This window comes from Glycomyces rhizosphaerae (genome assembly GCF_042647865.1).
Lineage (GTDB): Bacteria > Actinomycetota > Actinomycetes > Mycobacteriales > Micromonosporaceae > Glycomyces > Glycomyces rhizosphaerae.
Genome location: NZ_JBHRWO010000010.1, coordinates 69,642 through 93,967 on the forward strand (window position 1 = coordinate 69,642; position 24,326 = coordinate 93,967).

General features: G+C 71.1%; 22 protein-coding genes. 5 read left to right on the top strand and 17 right to left on the bottom strand.

The window, feature by feature from the left end; translation table 11 throughout:
* Positions 1 to 226 precede the first annotated feature (226 nt).
* From ACFO8M_RS09910 to pdhA, 6 genes are all read right to left on the bottom strand, one after another.
* Entirely contained in the window at positions 227 to 421 is a 195-nt protein-coding gene (locus ACFO8M_RS09910; RefSeq protein ID WP_387974082.1) for a hypothetical protein, read from the bottom strand.
* A gap of 141 nt (positions 422 to 562) precedes the next feature.
* Complete coding sequence (locus tag ACFO8M_RS09915) at positions 563 to 2,407, bottom strand: NHL domain-containing thioredoxin family protein (protein WP_387974085.1); 1,845 nt, start codon at positions 2,405 to 2,407, stop codon at positions 563 to 565.
* Between the two features lie 196 nt (positions 2,408 to 2,603).
* Positions 2,604 to 4,145, bottom strand: coding sequence for a hypothetical protein (locus tag ACFO8M_RS09920; RefSeq protein WP_387974088.1), 1,542 nt, complete (start codon positions 4,143 to 4,145; stop codon positions 2,604 to 2,606).
* Positions 4,146 to 4,588: 443 nt separating this feature from the next.
* Positions 4,589 to 5,926, bottom strand: coding sequence for a dihydrolipoamide acetyltransferase family protein (locus ACFO8M_RS09925; RefSeq protein ID WP_387974091.1), 1,338 nt, complete (start codon positions 5,924 to 5,926; stop codon positions 4,589 to 4,591).
* Between the two features lie 10 nt (positions 5,927 to 5,936).
* The gene (locus ACFO8M_RS09930) at positions 5,937 to 6,911 is read right to left on the bottom strand and encodes an alpha-ketoacid dehydrogenase subunit beta (RefSeq protein ID WP_387974094.1); all 975 of its coding nucleotides are present in this window, start codon (positions 6,909 to 6,911) and stop codon (positions 5,937 to 5,939) included.
* The gene (pdhA, locus tag ACFO8M_RS09935; RefSeq protein WP_387974097.1) at positions 6,908 to 8,062 is read right to left on the bottom strand and encodes a pyruvate dehydrogenase (acetyl-transferring) E1 component subunit alpha; all 1,155 of its coding nucleotides are present in this window, start codon (positions 8,060 to 8,062) and stop codon (positions 6,908 to 6,910) included. The genes ACFO8M_RS09930 and pdhA overlap by 4 nt, the downstream gene beginning before the upstream one ends.
* A gap of 192 nt (positions 8,063 to 8,254) precedes the next feature.
* Between pdhA and ACFO8M_RS09940 the strand changes: the two genes are divergently transcribed.
* Positions 8,255 to 8,827 carry a hypothetical protein gene (locus ACFO8M_RS09940; RefSeq protein ID WP_387974100.1) on the top strand — a complete coding sequence of 191 codons (573 nt, stop codon included), beginning with the start codon at positions 8,255 to 8,257 and terminating at the stop codon, positions 8,825 to 8,827.
* A gap of 170 nt (positions 8,828 to 8,997) precedes the next feature.
* Positions 8,998 to 9,792 (top strand): hypothetical protein, encoded by a 795-nt coding sequence (locus ACFO8M_RS09945; RefSeq protein WP_387974102.1) that lies wholly within the window; start codon positions 8,998 to 9,000, stop codon positions 9,790 to 9,792.
* A gap of 125 nt (positions 9,793 to 9,917) precedes the next feature.
* Here ACFO8M_RS09945 and ddaH read toward each other — a convergent pair whose 3' ends face one another.
* The 10 genes from ddaH to ACFO8M_RS09995 all read right to left on the bottom strand — a co-directional run bounded on the left by ddaH (position 9,918) and on the right by ACFO8M_RS09995 (position 17,942).
* The gene (gene ddaH / locus ACFO8M_RS09950; RefSeq protein WP_387974105.1) at positions 9,918 to 10,766 is read right to left on the bottom strand and encodes a dimethylargininase; all 849 of its coding nucleotides are present in this window, start codon (positions 10,764 to 10,766) and stop codon (positions 9,918 to 9,920) included.
* 618 nt (positions 10,767 to 11,384) lie between these two features.
* Positions 11,385 to 11,789: an Rv3654c family TadE-like protein gene (locus ACFO8M_RS09955; RefSeq protein WP_387974108.1), complete on the bottom strand. Its 405-nt coding sequence runs from the start codon at positions 11,787 to 11,789 to the stop codon at positions 11,385 to 11,387.
* Positions 11,786 to 12,190: a TadE family type IV pilus minor pilin gene (locus tag ACFO8M_RS09960; protein ID WP_387974111.1), complete on the bottom strand. Its 405-nt coding sequence runs from the start codon at positions 12,188 to 12,190 to the stop codon at positions 11,786 to 11,788. The genes ACFO8M_RS09955 and ACFO8M_RS09960 overlap by 4 nt, the downstream gene beginning before the upstream one ends.
* Positions 12,187 to 12,381 carry a DUF4244 domain-containing protein gene (locus ACFO8M_RS09965; RefSeq protein ID WP_387976320.1) on the bottom strand — a complete coding sequence of 65 codons (195 nt, stop codon included), beginning with the start codon at positions 12,379 to 12,381 and terminating at the stop codon, positions 12,187 to 12,189. The genes ACFO8M_RS09960 and ACFO8M_RS09965 overlap by 4 nt, the downstream gene beginning before the upstream one ends.
* A 454-nt stretch (positions 12,382 to 12,835) precedes the next feature.
* The gene (locus ACFO8M_RS09970; protein WP_387974114.1) at positions 12,836 to 13,435 is read right to left on the bottom strand and encodes a type II secretion system F family protein; all 600 of its coding nucleotides are present in this window, start codon (positions 13,433 to 13,435) and stop codon (positions 12,836 to 12,838) included.
* Complete coding sequence (locus tag ACFO8M_RS09975) at positions 13,435 to 14,112, bottom strand: type II secretion system F family protein (protein ID WP_387974117.1); 678 nt, start codon at positions 14,110 to 14,112, stop codon at positions 13,435 to 13,437. Before ACFO8M_RS09975 ends, ACFO8M_RS09970 begins: the two co-directional genes overlap by 1 nt.
* 232 nt (positions 14,113 to 14,344) lie before the next feature.
* Positions 14,345 to 14,473 carry a hypothetical protein gene (locus ACFO8M_RS09980; RefSeq protein ID WP_387974120.1) on the bottom strand — a complete coding sequence of 43 codons (129 nt, stop codon included), beginning with the start codon at positions 14,471 to 14,473 and terminating at the stop codon, positions 14,345 to 14,347.
* Positions 14,470 to 15,642, bottom strand: coding sequence for a TadA family conjugal transfer-associated ATPase (locus tag ACFO8M_RS09985; RefSeq protein ID WP_387974122.1), 1,173 nt, complete (start codon positions 15,640 to 15,642; stop codon positions 14,470 to 14,472). The genes ACFO8M_RS09980 and ACFO8M_RS09985 overlap by 4 nt, the downstream gene beginning before the upstream one ends.
* Complete coding sequence (ssd, locus tag ACFO8M_RS09990; RefSeq protein WP_387974125.1) at positions 15,639 to 16,811, bottom strand: septum site-determining protein Ssd; 1,173 nt, start codon at positions 16,809 to 16,811, stop codon at positions 15,639 to 15,641. Before ssd ends, ACFO8M_RS09985 begins: the two co-directional genes overlap by 4 nt.
* Positions 16,812 to 17,045: 234 nt before the next feature.
* Positions 17,046 to 17,942, bottom strand: a complete 897-nt coding sequence (locus tag ACFO8M_RS09995; protein ID WP_387974128.1) for an aldose 1-epimerase family protein — start codon at positions 17,940 to 17,942, stop codon at positions 17,046 to 17,048.
* Between the two features lie 356 nt (positions 17,943 to 18,298).
* Between ACFO8M_RS09995 and ACFO8M_RS10000 the strand changes: the two genes are divergently transcribed.
* The 3 genes from ACFO8M_RS10000 (at position 18,299) to serC (ending at position 22,793) form a co-directional block, all read left to right on the top strand.
* Positions 18,299 to 19,387 carry a citrate synthase 2 gene (locus ACFO8M_RS10000; RefSeq protein WP_205324394.1) on the top strand — a complete coding sequence of 363 codons (1,089 nt, stop codon included), beginning with the start codon at positions 18,299 to 18,301 and terminating at the stop codon, positions 19,385 to 19,387.
* Positions 19,388 to 19,550: 163 nt separating this feature from the next.
* Positions 19,551 to 21,575, top strand: a complete 2,025-nt coding sequence (locus ACFO8M_RS10005) for a PIG-L family deacetylase (protein ID WP_387974132.1) — start codon at positions 19,551 to 19,553, stop codon at positions 21,573 to 21,575.
* Positions 21,576 to 21,677: 102 nt separating this feature from the next.
* Positions 21,678 to 22,793: a phosphoserine transaminase gene (gene serC, locus ACFO8M_RS10010; protein WP_387974135.1), complete on the top strand. Its 1,116-nt coding sequence runs from the start codon at positions 21,678 to 21,680 to the stop codon at positions 22,791 to 22,793.
* Between the two features lie 170 nt (positions 22,794 to 22,963).
* Here the strand turns inward: serC and ACFO8M_RS10015 are convergent, their stop codons facing one another.
* Complete coding sequence (locus tag ACFO8M_RS10015; protein WP_387974139.1) at positions 22,964 to 24,157, bottom strand: sulfotransferase family protein; 1,194 nt, start codon at positions 24,155 to 24,157, stop codon at positions 22,964 to 22,966.
* Between the last annotated feature and the right edge of the window lie 169 nt (positions 24,158 to 24,326).

Consider the following 24,326-nt stretch of genomic DNA (forward strand, 5'->3'; position numbering starts at 1 on the left):
TGATACCAGGAATTGCTCAGTGCCCGTTGAGTGCCCGATTGACGGCCCACTCCGTGCCGTGAACGGCCAGATGGAGTGCGCCGGCGCCGGGACGGCCCTCGCGCGCGTCGGGCTTGCCGGCCCCGCCACGGGTTCGCACCCGTTTGTGGAGGGACGCACCTCTCGCGTCCGGGCCGACGTTACTCCGAAGTGGCCTCACGGGATTCGACCGTTCAGCCGGGTTCGGCTAGCCGTTCAGCCGAATGCCGGTGAGATCCGGTTCGAACTCGGCGAGGCTGCCGGCGTACTCGGGGGTGAGGTACTCGAGCGTGCGGACCTGCTGCTCGAGCAGTCTGCCCACGGTGACGATCTGATCGGCGGCGTTCAGCACCAGCCAGTGCTCGTACTCGGAGTGGCGTTCTTCCACCGGCGCCAAGGTCACAGCGGTTTCCTCCCTGATAGGACGTACTTTCGGACATCGTGCGATCCGAACAACGTAATGCGCACTGAGACCTGCACGGATTCATGACACGCGACCGGCAGATGAAATACGGGCCGCCACAGGAGATCACACCCTTGCGTGTCAGGACCGCAGCACCAGCCGGAGGGTCGAGACCCCGTCCTCGGCGACCTCGATCGGCACGCCCCAGTCCTGGCGGGTGAGGTGGCACGCGGGGTGCTCGGCCTCGGCGTCGCAGGTCGCGGCCTGGGCGACGACCTGGAGGACGCCCTGCTGGATGCCTTCGGCGAGCAGGAGGTCGCGGCCGAGCTCCTCGCCCCTGCCCGCGCCTTCGGCGAGGAGCTGCGGCGGGTCGGCCGAGACGGTGACCTGGATCGGGGAGCCGTAGGTGTAGTCGAGCTTCTGCCCGGCGGCCGGCTCGAAGAGGACTTCGAGGCGCAGCGCCCCGGGGGCGACCTTGGTGCGCTTGCGGGTGACCCGGTGGTGCTGCCCGGAGACGGCGGCCTCGCCCAGGTCGGGCGCGGTCAGGCGGTGGGCGGCCGATTCGACCACGAGCACCTTGCCGCCCAGGACGATCACGTCGCTGGGCTCGGCGAGACCCGAGGCGAGGGTGGACACCGTCTCGGTCTGCGGGTCGTACGCGCGCAACGCCCCGTTGTAGGTGTCGGCCACGGCGATGCGGCCGTCGGGGAGGACGGCGAGGCCGAGCGGGTGCTGCATGAGGGCGTCGGCGGCGGGGCCGTCGAGGTGCCCGAAGTCGAAGAGGCCCTGGCCGATCGCGGTGTACATCCGGCCGTGCTCGACGTAGCGGAGCGCGGAGGTCTCGGAGTCGACGAGCCAGAGGCGGTCGCCGTCGGCCGCGAGCCCGGAGGGCTGGGCCATCCAGACCTGGGAGAGGGGGCCGTCCTTGAGGCTTTCGACGGTGGTGCCGGCGTAGACGCCCGCGGCGCCCGCGACCGGGTCGAAGTACCAGAGCTGGTGGATGCCGGCCATGGCGACGATCAGCTTGCCGTCGAACCAGGCGAGGTCCCAGGGCGAGGAGAGGTCGACCTCGAGGGCGGCGGTCGCGCCCACGTCCATGCGCCACTGCTTCCCGGTCCCGGCGACGGTGGTGACGCGGCCGTCGGCGAGGCGGACGCCGCGCAGAAGGTGGTTCACGGTGTCGGCGACGACGAGGTCGTAGCCGACCTGCTCGGCGATCTCGGCGGGGAGGAGCGCGAGGCCTTGGGGCTCATTGAACTGCGCTTCGACGCCGTCGGTGCGGCCGCGCTCACCGGTGCCGATGGTCGCGACGACCGTGTCGGCCTCGGCGGCACTTGCGGAACCGTGAAGGCGCTCGGTCTGCGCGAGGCGGACGAGGCGGTGGTGCGCGGAGTCGGTGACGAGGACGTCCCCGCCGGGGAGCTCGATCGCCTTGCCGGGGAAGCGGAGTGTGGTCTCGGCGGGCGGGGCGGCCACATACAGTGATCCGGTGGTGTCGAGTGTTCCATCGGCCGTGTGTTGAGCGACCAGCTCGCCCACAATCGCATCGAGTGCTTCGAGGTGTCCCTCGCCGGCCATCGTTGAAACCACGTACCCGACGGGATCGATCACTACCAACGTCGGCCAGGCCCGGGCAGCGAATGCATCCCAGGTGGTCAGGTTCGGATCATCGAGGACGGGATGCTCGACGCCGTAGCGCTCGACGGCCGCGGCGAGGGCCTGCGGGTCGCGCTCGTGCTCGAACTTCGGGGAATGGACGCCGATGATGACGAGCGCATCGCCGTACTTCTCCTCGAGCGGACGGAGTTCATCGAGGACATGCAGGCAATTAATACAACAGAAGGTCCAAAAGTCGAGAAGCACGACTTTGCCGCGGAGGCCTTCGAGGTCCAGCCGCTTGTCACCGGTGTTGAGCCAACCGCGACCGACGAGCTCGGCCGCGCGGACGCGGGACTGTTTGTTTGCGGGAGCGGGACCCTGAGCCATCCGGCGAGCGTAGCTCGGCGTCGGTTCTGGGCCCTTGCGCGACGCCCGTTTTTGAATGGGCCTCACATTGCAAAGCGGGTCGACGGGCGCTAGCCCGTCGGCCCCGAAGCGCTGTCGTACCCCCGAGATATTTTTGAACCAGGGGTCCCTTAAGGTCGGATTTATCGTGCTTTATCGGCCCATCGGGTGGTTCGCCCTAGGAGGCTTCGTCGGTGGGCTCGGCGCCGCCTTCGCCTTCTTCGGGGGCGCCGAGGAGGCTCAGGCAGTAGGTGTCGTCGCCGACCGTGAGGGTCTCGCGGCCCGCGTCGGCGCATTCCTGGCCGTCGCCGACCTTCTGGACGATCTCGTAGTCCTCGCCGTCCTTGGCCTCATCGCAGTCGATGGCCTCGGCCTGGTCGCCGCTGGTGTGGCGGACGCAGCCGTTCTCCTCGAACTTAGGCGCGGCGAACAGCAGGAAGTACAAGCCGACACCGGCGGTGACGACCACCAGAGCCGTGACCGCGATGAGGATCGGCACGAGCTTCTTCTTGCCGCCCTTGCCTTGAGCCGCCTGGGGCGGGTACTGGCCGGGCGGGACCGAGCCGGGCGGCATGCCCGGCTGCGAGTACTGGCCGCCGGGCTGCGGCTGCGCCTGGTTCGGGTCGTAGCCCTGGGGCATCGCGGGCGGCGGCTCGCTGTACGGGTTGTGCGCGCCGATGATGAGCTTCTGGGTGGCGTCCGACTGGGTCGGCGGCGGCTGCTGAGCGGCCGGAGGAGGCGGCGCCTGGTAGGACGAGGCGGGCTGCACGTACGGAGCGGCCGGAGGCGGGGGAGGCACGGCGCCCGGCGACTGGACCGGGCTCGGCGTCGGAGCCGGCGCGGGGGACTGGGCGCCCTGGTTGGCCAGCGGGTTCGGCGGCGGGGAAGGCCAGGCCGAAGGGGACGAGGCGGCCTGCTCGCCGTAGGGCGCGGGGGCGTTGAAGCCCGAGTGGCCCTGGGGCGGCAGCACTTCGGTGCGCTCGTTGTACGGGTCCGCGGCCGGGGCCGGGGGGGATGACGGCTGCGAGGGCTGCAGACGCAGGATCTGCGTGCCGTCCTCATCGAACTGCGTCGGGGACGAAGGTGCCTGCGCTGCAGGCGGTTCCGGAGCGGCGGGGGCGACCTGCTCGGGCGCGCTGTCGGCGGACGGAGCGGCCGGGATGTCGATGTCGACCACCACGCCGGTCGGGATGGCCTGCGTGACGTCCTCGCCCACGGAGGCGGGCTCGGCTGGCGCTTCCGGAGCGGCTTGCGGCGCTTCGGGTTCGGGAGCGGCATCGGCGACGGGCGAGGCCGGGACGTCGGCGGCGGGTGCCGGCGGGACGTCGGCGTCAGCCAGTGCGGACGTCGGCACGGCCTCGGTGGCGCCCTCGTCGATCGACGGGGCCTCCGGGGCTTCGGGAGCCTGCGGGGCCTCAGGAGCTGCGGGCGTCTCGGGGACGACGGCCTCAGGCTCGGCGGGTGTCTCGGGTTCCGGAGCGGCATCGGCAACAGGGGCCGCCGGGACGTCGGCGTCGGCCGAAGGCGCGGCTGCGTCCTCGCCGGCGGCGGGAGTGTCGGTTGCGGTGCCCGCGCTGTCGTCCGGGTTGGCCGGCTCCGGCTCGGGGCTCGCGGTCGAGCCCGCCTCTGCGGCGGTGTCGGTCCCGGGGACCCGCTCTGCTGCGCTCTGGTCGTCGCTGCCCTCGCCCTTTTCAGGCGGGTTGCCTTGCTCGGAGGTCACGGCTGCTCCTCAATGCTGCTTCCGGCCTGGCGTCTTGGGGGCACGCCAGACGGGTCACACGGTACCGCAGCGGCGCTCGCCGTCGCTCGACAGGGTTGTGGAGCGATTCGGAAATGGCACAGGGTTGCGGCGGCGTGCCGCCTCGTGAATGGACGGCCGCGGCGGGAGGAAACGGGGGTGGGGGCACGGAAAAGGCCGGGTGCCAGCGGTTGCCCACCCCTCATGGCAATCGCGGCACCCGGCCGGTGTGAGAACCCCCTGGAGAGGGTCTCAATGGTGCGGGAACTCGGCGCTGTCCGCCGCACCAATGGGAGGAGATAAAGTTCGCGGTCCCAGTCGCCCGAGACGGTCGGAAACTTCGAAGATATGTTTCCCCGTTGTTTCCGTGCCTCAATTACAACACCGAATACTGGGATCCGCCAACGATTCGTCGGTGCCCTTGATCACGTCCAGGCGAGCAGTGTTTCCCCAGGGTGCTGCAGGAATGAGCCGACGTCGGCGAGGAACTGGGAGCCCAGTTCTCCGTCGATGAGCCGGTGGTCGAAGGACAGTCCGAGCGTCGTCACCTGACGGACCGCGATCTCGCCCTCGTGCACCCACGGCTGCGGCCGAACGGCGCCGAACACGAGGATCGCGGACTCCCCCGGAGGGAGGATCGGCGTGCCCGTGTCGATGCCGAAGACGCCGACGTTGGTGATCGAGATCGTCCCGCCTGACATGTCGGCGGGCGAGGTCTTCCCCTCGCGGGCGGTGCGCGCCAGCGAGGTGAGGGCCTCGGCCAGTTCGACCAGGCTCAGGTCCTGGGCGGCCTTGACGTTCGGCACGACCAGGCCCCGCGGGGTTGCGGCGGCGATGCCGAGATTGACGTCGTGTTTGACGACGATCTCCTGGGCCTCGTCGTCCCATTTGGCGTTGATCATCGGGTGGCGGCGGGCGGCCAGCAGGACCGCCTTTGCCACGAACAGCAGCGGAGTGACCTTGACTTCGGCGAACTCCTTGCGGCCCTTGAACTCCTTGACCGTCTCCATCATGCCGGTGACGTCGCAGGTGAGGAACACCGTGGCGTGCGGCGCGGTGAACGCCGAGGCCACCATGTTCTGCGCCGTCAGCTTGCGCACGCCCTTGATCGGGATGCGCTGGTCCTCGGCCGCGGCCGTGACCCTGGTCGGCGCGGCCGCCTCCGGAGCGGACACGGCTGCTTCGACGTCGGCCCGGGAGACCGTGCCGTTCGGGCCCGTGGGGGTGACCGACGCGAGGTCGATCCCGAGGTCTTTGGCGAGCTTGCGGACCGGGGGCTTGGCGAGCACCGGCCCTGACGAGGCGGCGGGGGCCACCGGCGCGGAGGGCGCAGGTGCGGGGGCCGCCGGAGCCGGAGCGGGCGGCGCGGGTGCGGCCACCGGTGTCGCCACCGGTGCGGCCGGTGCCTCGCCTCCCGTGCGGCGCTTGCGGCGCTTCGAACCGGCCTCGCGCGCGCCGTACCCCACGAGGTTCGGCGTGCGCTCGTCCTTCTTCTTCTCGGCGGGAGGCGCCTCGACGCCTTCGACCTCGAAGCTCGCGAGCGGCTTGCCGACGTCGATGGTCTCCCCGGCCTCGGCGTGGTGCTCCGCGAGCACCCCGTCGTAAGGGCTGGGCACCTCGACGAGGGCCTTGGCGGTCTCGACCTCCACGAACGGCTGGTTGAGCTTGACTTCGCCGCCCGGCTCGACGAGCCACGCGGCGACCTCGCCCTCGGTGAGTCCCTCACCGAGGTCGGGCAGGTTGAACGTGATCCTCTGACCCATGTCCCGCTCCTCAGTACTCGAGTGACCGGTCGACGGCGTCGAGCACCCGGTCCAGGTTCGGAAGGTAGTCGTCTTCGAGGCGGCTCGCCGGATAAGGCACGTCATAGCCGGTCACCCGCAGCACCGGGGACTCCAGGGAGTAGAAGCACTCCTCGGAGATCCGCGCGGCGACCTCCGCGCCGATGCCGATGTTGCCCGGGGCCTCGTGGACGATCACGGCGCGGCCGGTCTTGCGGACCGAGGCGAACAGCGGCTCCCAGTCGATCGGCGAGAGCGAGCGCAGGTCGATCACCTCGAGGTCCAAGCCCTCCTCGGCCGCCGCGGCGGCGGCGTTCGCGGCCACGTCCACGGTGGGGCCGTAAGCGATCAGCGTCGCGGTGCGGCCCTCGCGGAGGGTGCGGGCGCGGAACAGGTCGAGCTCGGACGCGCCGGTGGCGACCTCGCCCTTGGCCTGGTAGCGGCGCTTGGGCTCGAAGAAGATCACCGGGTCGTCCCCGGCGGCGGCCTGCTGAATCATCCAGTAGGCGTCGTTGGGGTTCGCGCAGGTCACGACCTTGAGGCCGGCGGTGTGCGCGAAGTACGCCTCGGGGGACTCCGAGTGGTGCTCGATCGCGCCGATGCCGCCGCCGTAGGGGATGCGCACGACGACAGGCAGGCGCACGCGCCCGCCCGAGCGGTTCGGGATCTTCGCCAGCTGCGACACGAGCTGGTCGAACGCGGGGTAGACGAAGCCGTCGAACTGGATCTCGCAGATCGGCCGGTAGCCGCGCATCGCGAGGCCGATAGCGGTGCCGATGATGCCGGACTCCGCGAGCGGGGTGTCGATGATGCGCTCGGACCCGAAGTCCTTCTGCAGGCCGTCGGTGACGCGGAAGACGCCGCCGAGGCGGCCCACGTCCTCGCCCATGACGAGCGACTTCGGCTGGACTTCGAGCACTCGGCGCAGACCTTCGTTGAGCGCCTTGACCATGGTCATCGTCGTCATCGGACCTCGCTCCCCTCGTCGAGGGAGGCCTGGAACTCGAGCGCCTCCGCACGCTGGGCCGCGATCTCCTGCGGCATCTCGGCGTACACGTTGTCGAACATCTCGGCGACCTCCGGGTCGGTCAGCGCCATCACGCGGGCGCGCAGCTCGCGGACGAGCTCGCCCGCCTCGGTGTCGATCGCGGCGAAGTAGGCCTCGTCGGCCAGGCCCTCGGCGTCCAGCCACTTGCGGTAGCGGACGATCGGGTCCTTCGCGCGCCAGAAGTCCAGCTCGGCCGCGTCGCGGTAGCGCGTGGCGTCGTCGGAGGTGGTGTGCGGCTGCATCCGGTACGTGTAGGCCTCGACGAGGCTCGGGCCCTCGCCGCGGCGGGCGCGGTCGAGCGCGGACTGCGTGACCGCGTACGTCGCGAGGACGTCGTTGCCGTCCACGAGGATCCCGGGGACGCCGAAGCCCTCGGCGCGGCGGTACGGCGGCAGCCGGAACTGGCGGGCGTTCGTCTCCGAGATCGCGTACTGGTTGTTCTGGCAGAACAGCACCAGCGGGGAGTTGAACACCCCGGCCCAGATCAGCGCCTCGTTGAAGTCGCCCTCGCTGGTCGCCCCGTCGCCGTGGTAGACGACGACGGCCTCGCCGTCGTCACCGCCCACCGCGCCGTCCATGGCCACGCCCATGGCGTAGCCGGCGGCGTGGAGCGTCTGCGAGGCGATCACGATCGCGTACATGTTGAAGCGGTCGGCGGCGACGTCGCGTCCGCCGAGGTCGGTCCCGCGGAAGAGCGCGAACGACGAGATGAGGTCGATGCCGCGGCACCACTGGACGCCGAGCTCCCGGTAGGCCGGGAAGACCGTGTCCTGGGCCTTGAGGGCCCGGCCGGAGCCGACTTGCGCGGCTTCCTGGCCGAGGAGGCTCGGCCACAGGCCGAGCTGTCCCTGGCGCTGCAGGGCGGTGCCCTGGGCGTCCAGTTCGCGGGTGATGACGAGGTCGCGGTAGAGGCCGCGGTACTCGTCGTCGGTGAGGTTGATGTCGTAGTCGGGATGCTTGACGCGCTGACCCTCCGGAGTCAGCAGTTGCACGAACTCTGGTTCGTTCGCTGAGGCGGGTTTCGGACGGCTCTTGGCCGTCTTCTTGGCAGGACGCTGTGTGTCGCCCATGTATGCCTCCTCATATTCGTATTCCGGTGTATCCAAGCATCCCAAAGTCTTGGGTGGTGCGCGCCATAGCCGCCGCCCCATTACTATTCGGGACTGGAGACTGACGCTACGTAGCTAAATCGGTCGAGCCATCGACATCATCGGTCCTGAACGGCCGTTTCGTCGCACGGGGGTGGCGGGAAGGAGCGCACGGTGAGCGACACAGGCAACGACCAGGGCGGACACTGGCCGGTGGGCATCTGGTTCGCCATGGTCGGAGTGAGCGCGGGAACCGTGGCGTCCTACGCGCTGATCGGATGGACCTTCGCCAGGGGCCTCGACGCCGGCGACGGCGCCGAGCCGCTGGAATACGGCTCGGAGACCGTCATCATCGAAGCCGAGGAGTCGCCCGACCCCGAGGGCGTCGCGGGCGGCGACGACGGCCAGGAAGGCCTCGTCGAGCCCGGAGCCGAACCGCGGGTCGCCGCCAGCGCGGCCGAACCCCAGGCCGGTCTCATCGCGGAGTCCGGCGACGACGCGAGCCGCCTCGCGGACGAACCCAGCGGCGACGAGCCCGCACCCGAAGGCTCGAAGCCGCCGCAACTGGTCCCCATCGAAGAGGACGGCGACGGCTGCGGCGGTGGGGAAGATGCCGACGACGCGGACGGCGACCAGGGCTGGGACGACGGCGGCAGTGACCACGATTGGGCCGACCCCGAGTTGCCGGAATTGGACCTCGTCCTCGACCAGGTCGACCTCGAGCTTGAACTCGAACCGCAGGAGTGAGCCCCCGCTCGCCAAGGGGCGGGCCCGGTTGAGTCCCGCTCGCCCGAAGGGGTGAGTTGTGGTGAAGCCCACCCCGTAGCCGTAACTTGCATATGCGGATTGCCGTTACCCCTATTGAGAGCGCGTCGCAGAGTGACGAACGCACACGGATTTCTGTGGGGTACAAGCACATGGACCTTTTCTCCCGCACGATGCTCGCCTGTTCGGCCGAGGCGGGCCTGACCTCGACGGCCCTGTCACGGCACGTCCCCCTTCTGCTCCGCAACATCGGGCCCGGAGACCAGGTGTCGCTGCTGAGCCGATGCGTCGGCTCCGACGGACTCGGCAGCGGCGACCACGTCCTGATGCTCACCGGCCAGCGCATGGTCGTCACCCGGCAGTCACGGCTCCTCGGACGGGTACGCCTGTGCCTGGACGCGCCGGTGACCGCGATCGAGAACCTGCGCTGGTCGGCGGACCCGGCAGGGCCCGGCGTCGAACTCAACTTCACCGTCCTCGAAGGACCGGGCGCGACCGAGCCGCGCCGCTGGCACTTCTGGCTCCCGGCCACCCACGCCAAACGGGTCTGGCGGATCGACGCGCTCTTGGCGCGCGCGTTCCGCCGTCCGATGGCCGACTCCCGGCCCGCGATCGAGACCGTCCGCCCGTCGCGCTCGATCATGTTCGATGAAGCTGAACGGACTGAGGACACGGTCGCCCTGGTGAAGTCCACATTCGCGGACGCGGTGACGCCGGCAGGAACGCACCCGGCGAGCCCGCTGCCCGCCCCGGACCTCGGTGTTCCCGCGCCGCGGACCGTGCCCGAGCGATCGATGCCGTTCGCGGGCGTGTTCCTGCCGCCCGAAGACCGCCCGGCTGAGGCGCTGCCCGACCCGGAGGACGCGATCAACCGCCAGCGTCCCGTTCCGCCGCAGCAGAACGGTTTCCAGCCGAAGGGCTTCGAGACCACGCTGGTCGTCGCCTGAGGCGAGCGCCGCGGCAGGACGCGGCGCGCCTCCTTGACCAACTCCCCCCGACGGCGGAGGGGCCGGTGGTCCAGCGTCGCTGGATCACCGGCCCCTCGGTCGGTTTCGGCGTTACCGCCCGGCCGTTACCGGCGCAGTTCGGCGGTGGCGCACTTGACGGAGCCGCCGCCCTTCTTGAGCTCGGAGAGGTCGACGGGGACGGTTTCGTACCCGGCGTCGCGGAGCTTGCGGGCGAAGCCCTCGGCTTCGGCGTTGATGACGACGTTGCGGCCGTCGGAGACGAAGTTGAGGCCGAATCCGGCCGCATCCTCGGCGTCGGCGATCACGGCGTCGGGGAAGAGTCGCTCGAGCAGCAGGCGGCTGCCGGGGGCGAAAGCCTCGGGGTAGTAAGCGATGCGCTCGTCGTCGAGGGGCGCGAGCGCGGTGTCGAGGTGGTAGTAGCGGGGGTCGACGAGACGCAGCGAGACGACGGGGCGGCCGAACACGTCGGCGGCCTCGGCGTGGGCGCGGGCGTCGGTGCGGAAGCCCCAGCCGGCGAGGATGAGTTCGCGGCCGGGCAGGTAGGTGAAGTCGCCTTCGCCTTCGTTGATGTGCTCAGGCTCGGCGAACTTCCAGCCGGAGGTGCGGTACCACTTCTCGTGGGCGTCGGCCTCGGGGCGGCGTTCGGGGTGGCGGAAGCTCGCGCCGTAGGCGATCCCGTCGACGACGAACGCGCCGTTGGCGGCGTAGACCATGTCGGGGAGGCCGGGCTCGGGCTCGAGGCGGACGACCTCGTGGCCGAGGGCGGTGTAGGCGTCGGCCAGGGCTTCCCACTGGGCGCAGGCGAGCGTGGCGTCGACGGGGGCGGTCGTGTCCATCCAAGGGTTGATGGCGTACTCGACCGCGTAGTAGGCGGGGCGGCACATGAGATAGGTGCGGCGGCCGGGCGACCGGGTCGCGGGCGCCTCAGCGGTTGAAGAACGGTGTTTCTCCATGGCGCGAGTTTAGACAGCCTGAGCGCTTTGCGCCTCACCAGCAGGCCTGTGACACTCAGAGTGTGACCAACACGTCTCACCAGGCACATCATCGAGACGCGCAGAGGTGGCGGGGCCCTCCCCTGGGCGAGGACTTCGTCGGGCAACGCGGAGGTGGCACGGCCCTCTCCTGGACAAGGACTTCGTCGTGCGACGCGGAGGTGGCGGGCCTCTGTTCCAGGCGAGGAATTCGTCGTGCGGCGCTGGCGGTGGGGCCTTCTCGACCCGCTGTTTGAAGCCCTACTCGGGCCGCCGTCTCGGCGCCATTCTCGGCCGCTTCTTCGAGCTGTCGCTTTGGGGGCCGCCCCCGCCCCCCACCCACCCCCCTTGCCCACCCGCCGCCGACCTGCACGCCAGTTCTCGGTTGATGCCGTTCGTTGTTCTCGGTTCCCGGCGGCCTGGCCTTGGCCGCCGGGACCGGTTGTCCGCCACCGCCATTGGCTGGGGTGGTCTTCTCATGGTCGTCTCGCCCGCCATCGCGATCGGCTGAGGCGGCTTGGGTCTAGTCGCCTTGCCCGTCATCGCGTTTGGCGGGGGTGACCTCCTTTCGCTTGCTTTGTCTTTTCGCTGTGGTGGCGGTTATTCGACCGCTACCGGGCCTGCTCGGGAGACCGCTCGGGCTGGACCGAATGCCGCTGGGAGGCCGTTCGGGGTCTCGTTCACGTAGACCGTCACTTCCAGATCGTTCACCTCGCATCGTTCGAACTCGGTGGCCGAGCGTTCGACCATCGCCCGGGCCGCCGCGCACGCCTCGCCCTCACCGAACAACACCTTCGCGGCTCCCGCCAGCGCGGCGGCGTCCGCCGCTCCTTGGGCTCGATGTCGTGCGGCGCCGGCCTGGCCGACGGCGGTGAAGGCCACCGCCGACACCAGGACCGCCGCTGTCACGCCGGCCGCCAGGACCGTCGAGGATCCCCGTTCGCCGTGACTGCTGCCGCGCGAAGCGGCTCGGTCGGGCGCTTGTTCACTTCGCTTCTTCCTCATCCGGGCAGGCCCGGTTCCATTGGTGCGGCGGCTTCGGCGGTGATGTCCATCGACGGCGTCAGCGGGCCCAGGGGCCGCACCGGTGCCGTGACCACGGCGCGTGCGACCGTGTCGTCGCTGGTGACCGCGACCGATCCGCCTTCGGGAAGGTAGGGCGCCGCGACCGCTTGCGGGTCCTCTCCTCTGGCCGCCGCGATCGCGGCGCTGTTGGCCGCGTCGATCGCGCGGACCTTCATCCCCACCGTCGACACCGCCCACATGCCGAGTGCCAGGACCGCGACCACCGCGGGCAGGGTCGCCGCCAGTTCGGCGGTGACGAATCCGCGTTCGCCTCCGGCTCGCCTGGCCTGGTTGCCGCCTCCCGTGTCTGTCGGTGGTGGGTTTCGGCTCGCGGCTCTCATGACAGGGCTCGTTCGATCAGGTCGGACAGGGCGCTTTGGACCGGGCCGGAGGTGAGCACCTTCAGCAGCACTCCGGCGAAGGCGACCGCCGCGAGCGTGCCGACCGCGTATTCGGCGGTGCTCATGCCGCTTTCGCCGCGCATCCTCGTGGCGAACTGCTCGCCCCAGCTCGGTTTCACCGTGCCCTGCATCCGGCCAGGGCTCCATTCGTCTTCGGTCTTCGGCCGCGGGCTCGGGCGTCGTCTTGCTTGCTCCGGACCGTCGGTGGGCGGGCCCGCGGTGATCGGGGTCCGGCTCCGGTTCGCGCCCGGTGACCAGGGCTGTGTTGCGCCCGTTCGGGTTCCCGGCGCCGTTTCGTTGGTTTCGGGTTCCGGATCGTGGCGCGGTCGGGGCTGGGCGGTGGGTTCGTTGTCGGGACGGTTCGTTCGGCAGCGCTGGTCGGCGCATGCGGGTCGCGGGCAGGCGCCGCCCGGTTCGCAGGCGGTTTTCCAGCGGCTTTCGGGGCGGCAGGCGGCCTGGTACGAGTCGGGCTGGGACGGTGCGCGGCGGGTGTGTTCGGGCCGGTCGCGGCGGGTCGGGAGGGCCATCGTGGTGTGGGTGTTCGCGTTCATCGCGGTTTCCTCTCTTCGGTTTTCGGGCTGTGGATCAGAGGCCGGAACTCAGGGTGTCGGTGACGATGCCGAGCACCACGGGGCCGATTCCGGCGATCACGAACGCGGGCAGGAAGCACAGGCACAGGGGCCCGACGAGGGCCACTGCGGCGCGTGCGGCGCGTTCTTCGGTTCTGGTGCGCAGGTCGGATCGGAGCGAGGCCGCGAGTTGTTCGAGGCCCGCGGCGATGGCGGCGCCGGAGTCGCCGGATCGGTCGAGTTGGCGGGCCAGGCGTGCGGCTCCGGGCAGCTTCCCGAGTTCCGGGAGTGCTTCGGAGGCGCAGGCGCCCAAGTGGAGTGCTCCGGCGAAGCGGTTCAGGCGTTCGCCGATCTCCGGGTCGTCGGCGTCGGCGACCGTGAACGCCGCCTGCGGGAACGGGGCCCCGGCGCGCATGCAGGCGGCGAGGAGGTCGAGCGTCCAGGGCCAGGCCGGGGCGAGTCGGTTGGCGGCGGCCTGCTCTGCGCGGTCCGGGTCGGCGCGCAGGAGGCGGGCGGCGAGCCACCAGGCGCCGAAGCCCGCGACGATGCCGATCACCCCGCCGATGGCGACGGCGGCCGCGACGCCGGCGAGTGGTCCGATGAGTTTGCGCAGCATCATGAGCTCCCCACATTGACCGTGTTGATGAGTGCGCCGGTCCATGCGAGGCCAGCGGCCTGCAGGCCCATCGCGGCGACGGCCGCGCCGATGCCCGCGGGGCTGGCGAAGAGGAAGGCCACGGCTTCGACCCCGAGCGCTTCGCCCAGGGCGACTCCGGCGGCGGGCAGGGCGATGAGCAGTGCGGCGGTGGCTCGGATGGACGCGGTCTGGGCCTGGGTTCGGGCGGCGGCCTGGTCGTCTTCACGGAGGTGTTCCGCGAGTCTGCGGCAGAGGTCCGCGGCGGGTGCGCCGAGTTCGGCGGCGATGCGGAGTGCGGCCCGGAGGCGGCGTGCGGTGACGTGGGCTTCGGCGGGCCAGGCCGGTTCGGCTGCGGCGACGGCGCGGGCCGGGTCGGTCCCGGCCGCGAGGTCGGCCGCCAAAGAGGCGACCGTGTCGGCGGCGGCGCGGCGGGTTTCGCGGTCGCGTTTGCGGCGCAGGGCGAGATGCCAGGCGGTGACGGCGGCCGCAGCATAGATCGCCGTCACGGTGCCTGCGGCGACTGCGGCGAGTGGACCGAGGCCGCCGTCGTGGCGCGATCCGACGAGCCAGGCCGCGAGCAATGCGGCCATCAGCGCGGTGACGGCTGCGGCGGTCTTCGGCCGGTTCGCGATCAGGGCGGTGGCGATGGCGGTCATGCGGTTTCTCCTTCCGGCGAGCGGTCGGTGCGGTGACGGGTACGGGGCTTGGCGGGTCGGGTCGACGCGGGCGAGGTCCGTTCGCTCAGGCGATGCTGGCGATTGCCGGGGCCTGCGCGGCGGGCGCTCTGCGGGCGGGCCGCTTCCGGTTCGAGCCGGGCCCGGGTCTTGCGGGCTCGGGCGGACGGTCCGCAGCGGCGGCGTTCGGGCGGTTGGGCGAATGCGGTGGCGGTCATGCGCGGTACTCCCTCGAAAGCGGTCTGGCGGCGAGCTGGGTGGGCTCGCCGATGCCTCCAGGGCCGGCGAGATCGGTGGTGGCGGTCGGGGTCGACGCGGTTCGGGTCGTGTGGTTGCGGCTCATGCGTTCCGCTCCCTCAGGAGGCGTTCGAGGATGCCCGCGCCGGGACCGGGGCCGTGGCGGGTCCAGGCGGTCGAGACCGTCAGGCCCTGCGTTCCGGTGTGGCCCGTTTCGATCAGGGCTATCTCGGCGACTTGGCGTCCGGTGCCGTTGCGTCGCAGGTGGATGATGACTCTGAGGGCGGCGACCAGTTGGGCGTGGAGCCCTTCGCGCGGCAGGCCGTGCGGGAGCGCGAGGGCTTCCAGCCTCGCGGGGGCGTCGGCGGCGGCGTTGCAGTGCAGAGTGCCTGCGCCGCCTTCGTGGCCGGTGTTGAGGGCGCCGAGCAGTTCGATCACCTCGGCGCCGCGGCATTCGCCCACGATGATCCGGTCGGGCCGCATGCGCAGCGACTGGCGGACGAGTGCGGCCAGGTCGACCTCGCCCGCGCCCTCGATGTTCGCCGGGCGCGATTCGAGGGTGAGCGTGTGCGGGTGGTCGGGCGCGAGTTCGGCCGCGTCTTCGACGATGACGATGCGTTCGTCCTTGGGCGCGTTCGACAGCAGGCTGGCGAGCAGCGTCGTCTTCCCGGTGCCGGTGCCGCCGGTGACGACGAAGGCGAGGCGAGCTTTCACGATGCGCAGCAGCAGGTCCGCCATGTCGGCGGTGAGCGTGTCCGCCTCCACGAGCTGGGTGAGCGTGAACGCCCGGGACCGGTGGGTGCGGAAGGACAGGTAGGGCCCCGAGGTGGCGATCGGCGACAGGACGGCGTGGAACCGGGTGCCGTCGGGCAGGCGCACGTCCGCGTAAGGGCTGCCCGCGTCGAGGCGCCTTCCGGCCGCGGCGGCGAGTCGGCAGGCGAGGGACCGGATCGTGTCGGACCGGCCGAGCCGGACCTCCGCGGGTCGCAGGCCTTCGCCGCGGTCGGCCCAGACGCCGCCCGAGCCGTTGACGACGACATCGGTGACCTTGGGATCGTCCAGGAGCGGCTGGAGCGGGCCGGCCCCGATCAGGTCGTCGCTCAGCGCCGCCGACAGTTGCAGGAGCGAGGCCTGGTCGGGCGGCGCGGCCCCGGCCGCGCACAGGGCCCGGACGATGTCCGCTTTGGCCGCGCCGCGCGCCCCGCCGCGGTTCGTTCCGGGCCGGGTCTGGGCGGCGAGCTGGCGGCGGACTCTCGTGATCAGGTCGAGGTTCATCGCTTCGCCCCGGCCTGCCCGACGCCGTTCCCGGCCAAGGCCAGGCCGCCTCGTGATCGGGGCCGGCTGAGTTCAGCGGTCAGCTCGCGGATGCCGCGCCCGACCCTGCCTCGGGGGACTCGCCCCTGGCGCAGCAGGACCGGGAGGCGCCGGTCAGTGGGGACCGAGCCCCACACCGGCGGTTCAAGCCAGTCGGCCTCGCGCGGGCCGTCCCAGGCGACACCTACCGGGCTCGGCCTCGCTTCACCTCGCAGGACCACGCCGAGGTGGGCGTTGTGGAGGCCGTAGGCGGCGGTGACGCTGCGGGCGGCCTCCCAGGAGCGTGTGCCGGGCCCGAGGGCGACCGCGATCGCACGGGCGGAGGCGGCGGCGCTGAGGGCGGCCTCGGTGCGGGTGCGGGGCAGGTCGACGATGACGAGATCGGCGGTGAGGCGGGCGGCCCGCAGGACCCGCTCGAACGCGGCGGCGTCCACTTCGGCGGGATTGCGCGGATCGGGGCCGACCACGTGCATGCCAGCGCGATGCGGGAGCCCTCCGAGGACCCGCTCGGGGTCGAGCGTGCCGGTGCCGTTCGCGAGCGAGGGCCAGCGCCAGCCCGGCTGCGAGGCCAGGCCCGCCGCGGCGTCGATGCCGCCGCCGGTGTGGTCGAGGTCGATGAGGACGGTCTTGCGGCCCTCGCGGGCCACGTCGGTGGCCGCGGCGAGCGCGAGAGTCGAGGCGCCGGCGCCGCCGTGCCCGGCGACGGTGGCGATGACGGGCGCGGGTTCGACGCCGCGGATGGTTCGCATGAGCAGGTCGGTGAGGTAGTCGTCGGCGTCGGGGAGGGCGAGGACGCCGGTGGCCTGCATCTGGATGGCCATGGGCCACAAGAGAGAAGTGTCGTCGGTGTCGGCGCCGAGCCAGGACATGGTGGTGCACAGGAGGAGCGGTTCCCTGGACGGGAAGTCGCAGGCGATGCATTCGGGGGCGAGGTCGGGGCCGACGAGCACGAGGGGCGCGCGCTGCCAGTGGCGTTCGGCGTCGTGGACATGGCGGATGCGGAGCAGGGGATGGCCGACCGCGGCGGCCAGCGGGGCGATCTGGTCGGCGAGGTGGTCGTCGGCGGTGACGAGGAGGGATTCGGCGGCGGGGGCGGCGGTGATCGTGCTGCGGTCGAGTGTCGCGGCCATTACTACTCCTACGTTCGGTGATGTTCACGTGCCTTGGAGTAACCATGACCGGCCGCGGAGGAGGTTGACAAGGAGCAATTTTTCCTCTGTGGATAACTTCCGGCTTAACGGGTTATTCGGACAAATATTGGGGCGCAATGCGATTCGCGTTCGTGATTTGCCTGTGGATAACTCGGCGTGAACGCAGCGAGGGACCGTCCCGGTGGGACGGTCCCTCGCTGCGGATCGCTGTGCTTATTCGGGGCGGATGCCCCAGACGCCGAACCAGGCCTCGCTGGGCGAGAGCTCGACCAGGTCCTCGCCGGTGGCGAGGGCGTTCGGCGGGCAGGTGGTCGGCTCGATCGCGACGGAGCCGCGCTTGCGGCTCCCGTCGAGGCCGTCCGCCGTGTAGATGTGGACCCACGGGAAGGACTCGTCCATCCACACCGTGACCGCCTGGCCCGAGACCGGGTCGGCCAGCCGCACTTCGGCCTTCCCGTCCGAGCCGCGCTTGAGCTCGCCGTAGCAGTCGTCGATCACCAGGTCCTTGAGGACGGTGGGGGCGTCGAAGTCGGCCGGGCCCGCGCCGACCGGGATGCTCTGCTTGTCGAGCTTGAGCTTCTTGGCCGCCGGGACGTGGAGGGTGGCCTCGTCGATCCGCTCGAGCGAGCCGGGGACGAGGTAGGAGTGGGTGCCGAAGCCGAACGGCGCGGTCTTGTGGCCGGGGTTGGAGACGGTGTGCGCGGCGCGCAGGCCGCCGGGGCCGATGGACCAGCGGGTGCGCAGGTGCAGCGTCCAGGGGTATCCCAGGCGCGCGGGGAGGCGGCATTCGAGGGTGACGGAGGTGTCGGTGACGTCGACGGCGTTCCACTCGGCCCAGGCCACGAAACCGTGGAGCGAGGTGTTCGTCTCGATCTCGTTGACCGGGAGCTGGTAGTCGGTGCCGTCGTACGTGTACTTGCCGTCACGCACCCGGTTGGGCCAAGGGGCCAGCATGTGGCCTGACCAGCCGGGCGCGAGCTCCTCGTCGCCGTAGGTCATGACGATCGGTCGGCCGCGGTAGGAGTACGAGCGCACTCCACCGCCGACAGCGACGATGGTGGCCTCGTGGTCGTTGTAGGCGATCACCCATTGCTCGCCGGACAGCGCCATAGGGGGTACCTCCGTGTCGTTATCGGTGGTCGGGATGTGCTTTGACGTTAGCTCATGGCCGATGACCTGCGGCACGCGTATCGATGTGGGCGAGATCGCAGGAAACCGTTGAAACCAACAAGACCCATTATCGAAACCCTCCCATGAAAAGCGGCAAAGTTGGACAAACCGCCAAGCTCACGATGGTTGTCTCATATTTTGCGCACCATCTGTACCGCCATTCAGGATCACCCCCGCCCCGTGGCCACTTCCGTCGCGGTCCGGCTTGAGGCACCATTTCCAGATAACTACGAACCGTCGCCTCCCGGAAGCCCCCGGTCGGCAACCACAGGGACAACACACTCAGGAGTACAACGATGTCTGAGTTCAAGCCCGGCCTCGAGGGCGTCATCGCCTTCGAAACCGAGATCGCCGAGCCTGACAAAGAGGGTGGATCGCTCCGCTACCGCGGTGTCGATATCCAGGACCTGGTCGGCCAAAGCACCTACGGCGACGTATGGGGCCTCCTCGTCGACGGCAAGTTCGGGAACGGACTTCCGGCGGCAGAGCCCGTACCCGTGCCCGTCTCCTCCGGCGACACCCGCGTCGACGCCCAAGCCGCGGTCGCCATGCTCGCACCTTACTGGGGCCTGCAACCGCTGCTCGACATCGACGACGAGACCGCCCGGGACGATCTCGCCCGCGTGTCGGTCACCACGCTGTCGTTCATCGCCCAGTCCGCCCGCGGCTCCGGCCGCCCCGCCGTGCCCCAGTCGGAGATCGACAAGGCCGGCACCATCACCGAGCGCTTCATGCGCCGCTGGCGCGGCGAGCCCGACCCGGCGCACGTCAAGGCCGTCGACACGTACCTGATGTCCGCCGCCGAGCACGGCATGAACGCCTCCACCTTCACCTCCCGCGTCGTCGCCTCCACCGGCGCCGACGCCGCCGCCGCGATCTCCTCCGGCATCGGCGCGCTCTCCGGCCCGCTCCACGGCGGCGCCCCCTCGCGAGTCCTCCACATGATCGAAGGGGTCGAGAAGTCCGGCGACGCCGACGGCTACGTCAAGAACCTCCTCGACTCCGGCGAGCGCCTCATGGGCTTCGGTCACCGCGTCTACCGCGCCGAGGACCCCCGCTCGCGCGTGCTCCGCGCCGCCGCCAAGGAACTGGGCGCACCTCGCTACGAGGTCGCCGAGGCGCTCGAATCGGCCGCGCTGGCCGAGCTCCGGGCCCGCAAGCCCGACCGCGTGCTCGCCACCAACGTCGAGTTCTGGTCGGCGGTGCTCCTCGACTTCGCCGAGGTCCCCGCCGAGCTGTTCACCCCGATCTTCACCTGCGCCCGCGTGGCCGGCTGGAGCGCCCACATCCTCGAGCAGAAGAAGCTCGGCCGGATCGTGCGCCCCTCCGCGACCTATGTCGGGCCCGGCCCCCGCAAGCCCGAAGAGGTCGAGGGCTGGCAGTAGCCGAAGCAGCTTCGAAGCGGCCCGCGCCGCCCCGCAAGGGGTGACGCGGGCCGCTTCGTGTGCCGACCTCATATGTGCGCGTTCGCGTTAGGATCGACGCGACCATGGCGACGCTCGCCGGCCATGAACCAGCGCGAGCCCCACCACCCGAACGGCACACCCCATGTCCTCCCCCCGACCCTTGCCGCTGCGCCGCCGCGACCTCCTGGTCGGTGGCATCGCCGGTCTGGCCGTCACCGCCGCGGCCGCCGAGAGCGCCTGGTCGCTCCGCGAGGCCGCAGGCGAGACGGCCTTCCCCGCGCCCGCGCGCACCGGCCCGATCCACATGCAGATCGTCGCCCACCCCGACGACTGCCTCTACTTCATCAACCCCCGCGTCGCCCGCGTCCTCGACGACGGCGCCGGGCTCTGCACCGTGGTCCTCACCGCCGGGGAGGCGGACGGTCGCAACACCTGGGAGGCCGCCGCCCCCGCCGACTTCGCCGGGTACGCCGCCTCGCGCGACAACGGCCTGCGCCGCGCCTACGCCCTCCTGGCCCTCGGCGACGCCGACGCGCCCTGGGACCGGTACCTCGCCCCGCTCGACTCCGGGCAGGACGTCGAACTCTGCGTCCTGCGCGACAGGCCGCAAGTCCACATCGTCTTCTGCTCGCTGTGGACGAACCTCGGACGCATCACCGGGGAGTTCACACGGCTCCTCGCCCTGTGGGAGGGCCGCCTCGACGACTCCCTGGTCCTGCCCCCGACCGGCTCGCCGCTCTCAGCGGAGTCCACGGTGGACCGGTCCACGATCCAGGCCACCCTCCTCGAACTGCTCGACCGCTACCGCCCCGCCGTGGTCAACACCCTCGACCCCGACCCCGACCCGGTGGTCGGCGAGCAGCTCGGCGCCGAACAGTCCGGCTACTCCGACCACATCGACCACACCGCCGCCGCCCTCTTCGCCTGGGAGGCCGTCCGCACCTGGGGCGCGGCCCGCACCGTCGAGTCCTGGCGCGGCTACTACAACCGCCGCTGGCCCGGCAACCTCGGCGAGGCCGACCTCGAGCCCAAGGGCCGGGCCCTGGACGTCTACTCCTGGAACGACGGCGCCGACTGCGGCCTCGCGAGCGGCTGCGGCGACCGCCTCATCGTCGGCCCCGGCGCCGGCATCACCTACGGCCACGCCTCCCACCCGCGCTACACCGCAGCCGTGGCCGCCGCCGAGATCGACGGCCTCATCCGCCCGATCACCGTGCGCGACAACAAACTCCAGGTCCTCGGCGAGGACGGCTGGGAAGACCTCGGAGGCCCCGACGCGCTCCCGTCCCTCGACCGGGCCGGGACCAAGCTGTACGTGATCAGCGCCGAGCACGCCCACGATCCGGCCGCTCACGTGCGCGACCTCCACTGCTACGACCTGGCCTCCGGCCAATGGCAGCTCCTCGGCAACCCCGCCGGAACCGGCGCGGCCGCCCGCATCATCGGGCAGGTCGCCGCAGCCGACGACGGCCGCGCCTCCCTGGCCTGCGTCCGCGACCCCGAAGGCGGCCTCGCGGTGCGGGTGCGGCCCGAAGGCGGGCAGTGGACCGACTGGGCCCGGCTCGACGGCCCCGCCGTCCACGACTGCCCCGCGGCGGTCGCCGTCGACGGGACCTTCCACATCATTGCGGCCACCCCCGACAATGTGGCGATCTGGGAAGGCGACGGGACCGACTGGACCACCCGCCCGCTGGATCTGCCCGGACCCGACGGCCAGCCGTACCTGCCCGCCAGCGCCGTCACGGCCGTCCGTGCCCCTGACGGGCGGATCGTGATCGCCTCCCGGATGGCCGGGAGCAGCGACGTGGTCCTCCATTTCGGGCAGGGCGAGACGTGGACCGGTGTGCTCGTGCCGCTCGAAGGCGGGGTACTCGCTCCGGCGCTCGCGATCGGGCCCGATGGGGCGCTGGCCGTGGCGTGCGACGACGGGACCGGCGCTCCGGCGGTGCTCTTGCTCTCACTCGCCGATCTCGAGCCGGCCGGCGGATTCGCGTTGCTGTCGCGGCCGTGGACCCGCGGCGACATCACCCTCGTCAAGCGCCCGGCCGCGGCGTTCGGCTCGGACGGGGCGCTGCGCCTGTGGGCCGTTGCGGCCGACGGCGAACTGTGGACGGCCGAGACCGAGCCGGGCGGCGAGCCGCCCACGGGCTGGGCGCCCGCGGTCTGAGCGACGCCGGTCTCAGCTGGCGGCCGGTGCGGGACCGCCCGGTCACGGGACGGGAACGCGGGTTTACAGTGAGCCCAGGACCGACCGAGAACGGAGCCGACAGTGACCGACCCGATCACCATCCCCGCAGAGCTGCTGCCCGCTGACGGGCGCTTCGGCGCCGGCCCCTCCAAGGTGCCGACCGAGGCGATGCGCGCGCTGTCCGGACTGGGCGGGTCCGTCATGGGCACCTCCCACCGCCAGAAGGCCGTCAAGTCCGAGGTCGGGCGCCTGCGGGCCGGTCTGGCCGAGTTCTTCGCCCTGCCCGAGGGCTACGAGGTCGTCCTCGGTGTCGGCGGCGCGACCGCGTTCTGGGAGGTCGCCGTGTTCGGCCTCATCGAGGACCGGGCGCAGGCCGCCAGCTTCGGCGAGTTCGGCTCGAAGTTCGCCAAGGCGATCAAGATCGCCCCGCACCTGGGCGAGCCGACGATCGTGACGGCCGAGCCCGGCACGGCCGCGTACCCGTCCTTCGAGGACGGCGTGGACGCGTACGCCACTCCGCACAACGAGACCTCCACCGGTGTGGCCGTCGAGGTGAAGCGCATCGCCCACGAGGGCGCGCTGATGCTCCATGACGCGACCTCCGCCGCCGCGGGCCTCGCGGTGGACCTCACCGAGACCGACTGCTACTACTTCGCGCCGCAGAAGGGTCTGGCCTCCGACGGCGGCCTGTGGATCGCGATCATGAGCCCGGCCGCGATCGAGCGCGCCGAGCGCATCGCCGCGTCCGGCCGCTACATCCCGGCGTTCCTGGACCTGAAGACCGCGATCGACAACTCGCGCAAGGACCAGACGTACAACACTCCGGCGGTGGCCACCGTGGTGCTCGCCGCCGAGCAGGTGGACGCGCTCAACGCCGCTGGCGGGCTCGACGCGGCCGCGAAGCGCTGCGCCGAGTCGGCCGGGACCCTGTACTCGTGGGCCGAGGCCCGCGCGTTCGCGACCCCGTTCGTGACCGATCCCGCGCTGCGCTCCAACGTGGTCGCCACGATCGACTTCGAGGGCGTGGACGCCTCCGAGATCGCGAAGGTGCTGCGCGCCAATGGGATCGTCGACACCGAGCCGTACCGCAAGCTGGGTCGCAACCAGCTGCGGGTCGCCACTTATCCGGCCGTGGCCCCCTCGGACGTGGCCAAGCTGACCGAGGCGATCGACTACGTGGCCGAGCGGCTGGGTTAGCACCACCTCCTGTTCAGTTCGGCTGCCGTATCGCGGCCGGTCGGGCGGGGCGGCACCCGCATGACGCTCCACCCGACCGCTTCGAACGTATCCGCCGCCTACGACAAGACAAGGCCGGTCCTACTTGGACCGGCCTTGTGTCGTGCGTCTCAAAATTGAGCCATCTGCGTCTAGAAGCCCAAGCGGCCGTAGTCGCCGAAGGCCTCTTCGACGTCGTCGAGTTCGATGCCGTAGCGCGACAGGTGGTACTCGTGGCTGCGGCGCATCCCGGGCCGGGCCAGGACCTGCTCGAGGTTGGCCTCTTCCTTCATGGTCCAGTTCATGCCGAGCCGTTCGAACAGCTTCGGCAGGAAGCCGTACGGGTCGGCCGTCAGCGAGTGGTACGGCACGTCGACGAACCGCTCGCGCGAGGCCGAGGACCGCACCGCGCGCGCGTCCGCGACGCCCTTGCCGAAGATCTCGAGCCACTCCGGGCCGATCCTGGACGGGTCGTACGAGCGGTGGTGCAGCGCCCGCCCGGTCTCCACAAGGGAGCACCAGGAGCCCATGACGGTGGCGGGGTCGCGGTGCAGCCACACGATCGTCGCGTCATCGAAGACCTTGAGGAGCACGTCGAGGTTGAACAGGTGGAACGGGGTCTTGAGGACCCAGCGCTTGCGCGGCTGGTTCCACTGCAGCACTTGGAGGACGCGCTTGAGGTGCCCGTAGTCCTCGGTGTAGTCGCGCTCGTCGACCCAGCGGCGGTACGCCGGCATCGTCGTGCGGGTGATGAACTGGTACCCGTGCGGCAGAGCGAACACGCACTCCTCGGGCTGCAGCGCGTTCATCGGGTGGATGAGGTCCCACACCGGCGAGGCCTTGCTGGCGAGCGACGCCATCGTCTGGGCGTCCTTGACGAGCTTGTCGCGCAGCTTCGGGTCGATGTCCCCGCGGTGGGTGTTCATGAGCTCCCACATCAGCGGGGCCCGGTTGCCCTCGGGCTGGATGAGGATCTTGTGCGTGAGGGTGGTGGCCGTGCGCGGGAGGCCCACGACGACGATCGGACGCTCGATCGGCTCGGCGGCGATCTCGGGGTGCTCGGCGATGAGCCGCTCGACGCGCAGGTGGTTGGTCATGCGGCGGGTCAGGTCGTCGACGTAGCCCTGCCAGCCGATCATCGAGAGCGTGTCCAGCTTGGCGACCTCGCGGAACAGGAAGCGGTAGGAGTCGACGAACTCCTGCGCCACGGCCGAGTCCGCCTCCGCCCGGCGCTCGGCGCGGTGCACCATGCGGTCGAAGACCTGGTCCACACGGGAGCGTTGGGACGCCACCCTTGGGGCACTGAGGGTGTTGACGGCAGTGAGCCAGCGGGCGGTGCGACGCATGGGTCCTCCAGACCAAAGGGGCTTCAACACGAAGAGTTTTTCATGCCCGGCCCGGTGTTCGCCTTCCGCTACCGGTGCCCCCTCGGCGAGTTCTGTCCATTAAGGCGTGGAGGAATCCAGGACGTCTGCCAGTATTGCAGCCTTCAACTCTGTGCCCGGCAACACCGAG

Bases quoted from the DNA above. Each gene is read 5' to 3' on its own strand.
- ddaH (WP_387974105.1), bottom strand. From the start codon at position 10,766: ATGGAGAAACACCGTTCTTCAACCGCTGAGGCGCCCGCGACCCGGTCG.
- ACFO8M_RS09980 (WP_387974120.1), bottom strand. From the start codon at position 14,473: ATGAGCCGCAACCACACGACCCGAACCGCGTCGACCCCGACCGCCACC.
- ACFO8M_RS10000 (WP_205324394.1), top strand. From the start codon at position 18,299: ATGTCTGAGTTCAAGCCCGGCCTCGAGGGCGTCATCGCCTTCGAAACC.
- ssd (WP_387974125.1), bottom strand. From the start codon at position 16,811: ATGGCCGCGACACTCGACCGCAGCACGATCACCGCCGCCCCCGCCGCC.
- ACFO8M_RS09970 (WP_387974114.1), bottom strand. From the start codon at position 13,435: ATGCTGCGCAAACTCATCGGACCACTCGCCGGCGTCGCGGCCGCCGTC.
- ACFO8M_RS09915 (WP_387974085.1), bottom strand. From the start codon at position 2,407: ATGGCTCAGGGTCCCGCTCCCGCAAACAAACAGTCCCGCGTCCGCGCG.
- ACFO8M_RS09975 (WP_387974117.1), bottom strand. From the start codon at position 14,112: ATGACCGCCATCGCCACCGCCCTGATCGCGAACCGGCCGAAGACCGCC.
- ACFO8M_RS09960 (WP_387974111.1), bottom strand. From the start codon at position 12,190: ATGAGAGCCGCGAGCCGAAACCCACCACCGACAGACACGGGAGGCGGC.
- ACFO8M_RS09965 (WP_387976320.1), bottom strand. From the start codon at position 12,381: ATGCAGGGCACGGTGAAACCGAGCTGGGGCGAGCAGTTCGCCACGAGG.
- ACFO8M_RS10015 (WP_387974139.1), bottom strand. From the start codon at position 24,157: ATGCGTCGCACCGCCCGCTGGCTCACTGCCGTCAACACCCTCAGTGCC.
- ACFO8M_RS09985 (WP_387974122.1), bottom strand. From the start codon at position 15,642: ATGAACCTCGACCTGATCACGAGAGTCCGCCGCCAGCTCGCCGCCCAG.
- ACFO8M_RS09930 (WP_387974094.1), bottom strand. From the start codon at position 6,911: ATGACGACGATGACCATGGTCAAGGCGCTCAACGAAGGTCTGCGCCGA.
- ACFO8M_RS09945 (WP_387974102.1), top strand. From the start codon at position 8,998: ATGGACCTTTTCTCCCGCACGATGCTCGCCTGTTCGGCCGAGGCGGGC.
- pdhA (WP_387974097.1), bottom strand. From the start codon at position 8,062: ATGGGCGACACACAGCGTCCTGCCAAGAAGACGGCCAAGAGCCGTCCG.
- ACFO8M_RS09955 (WP_387974108.1), bottom strand. From the start codon at position 11,789: ATGAGGAAGAAGCGAAGTGAACAAGCGCCCGACCGAGCCGCTTCGCGC.
- ACFO8M_RS09995 (WP_387974128.1), bottom strand. From the start codon at position 17,942: ATGGCGCTGTCCGGCGAGCAATGGGTGATCGCCTACAACGACCACGAG.
- ACFO8M_RS09925 (WP_387974091.1), bottom strand. From the start codon at position 5,926: ATGGGTCAGAGGATCACGTTCAACCTGCCCGACCTCGGTGAGGGACTC.
- ACFO8M_RS10005 (WP_387974132.1), top strand. From the start codon at position 19,551: ATGTCCTCCCCCCGACCCTTGCCGCTGCGCCGCCGCGACCTCCTGGTC.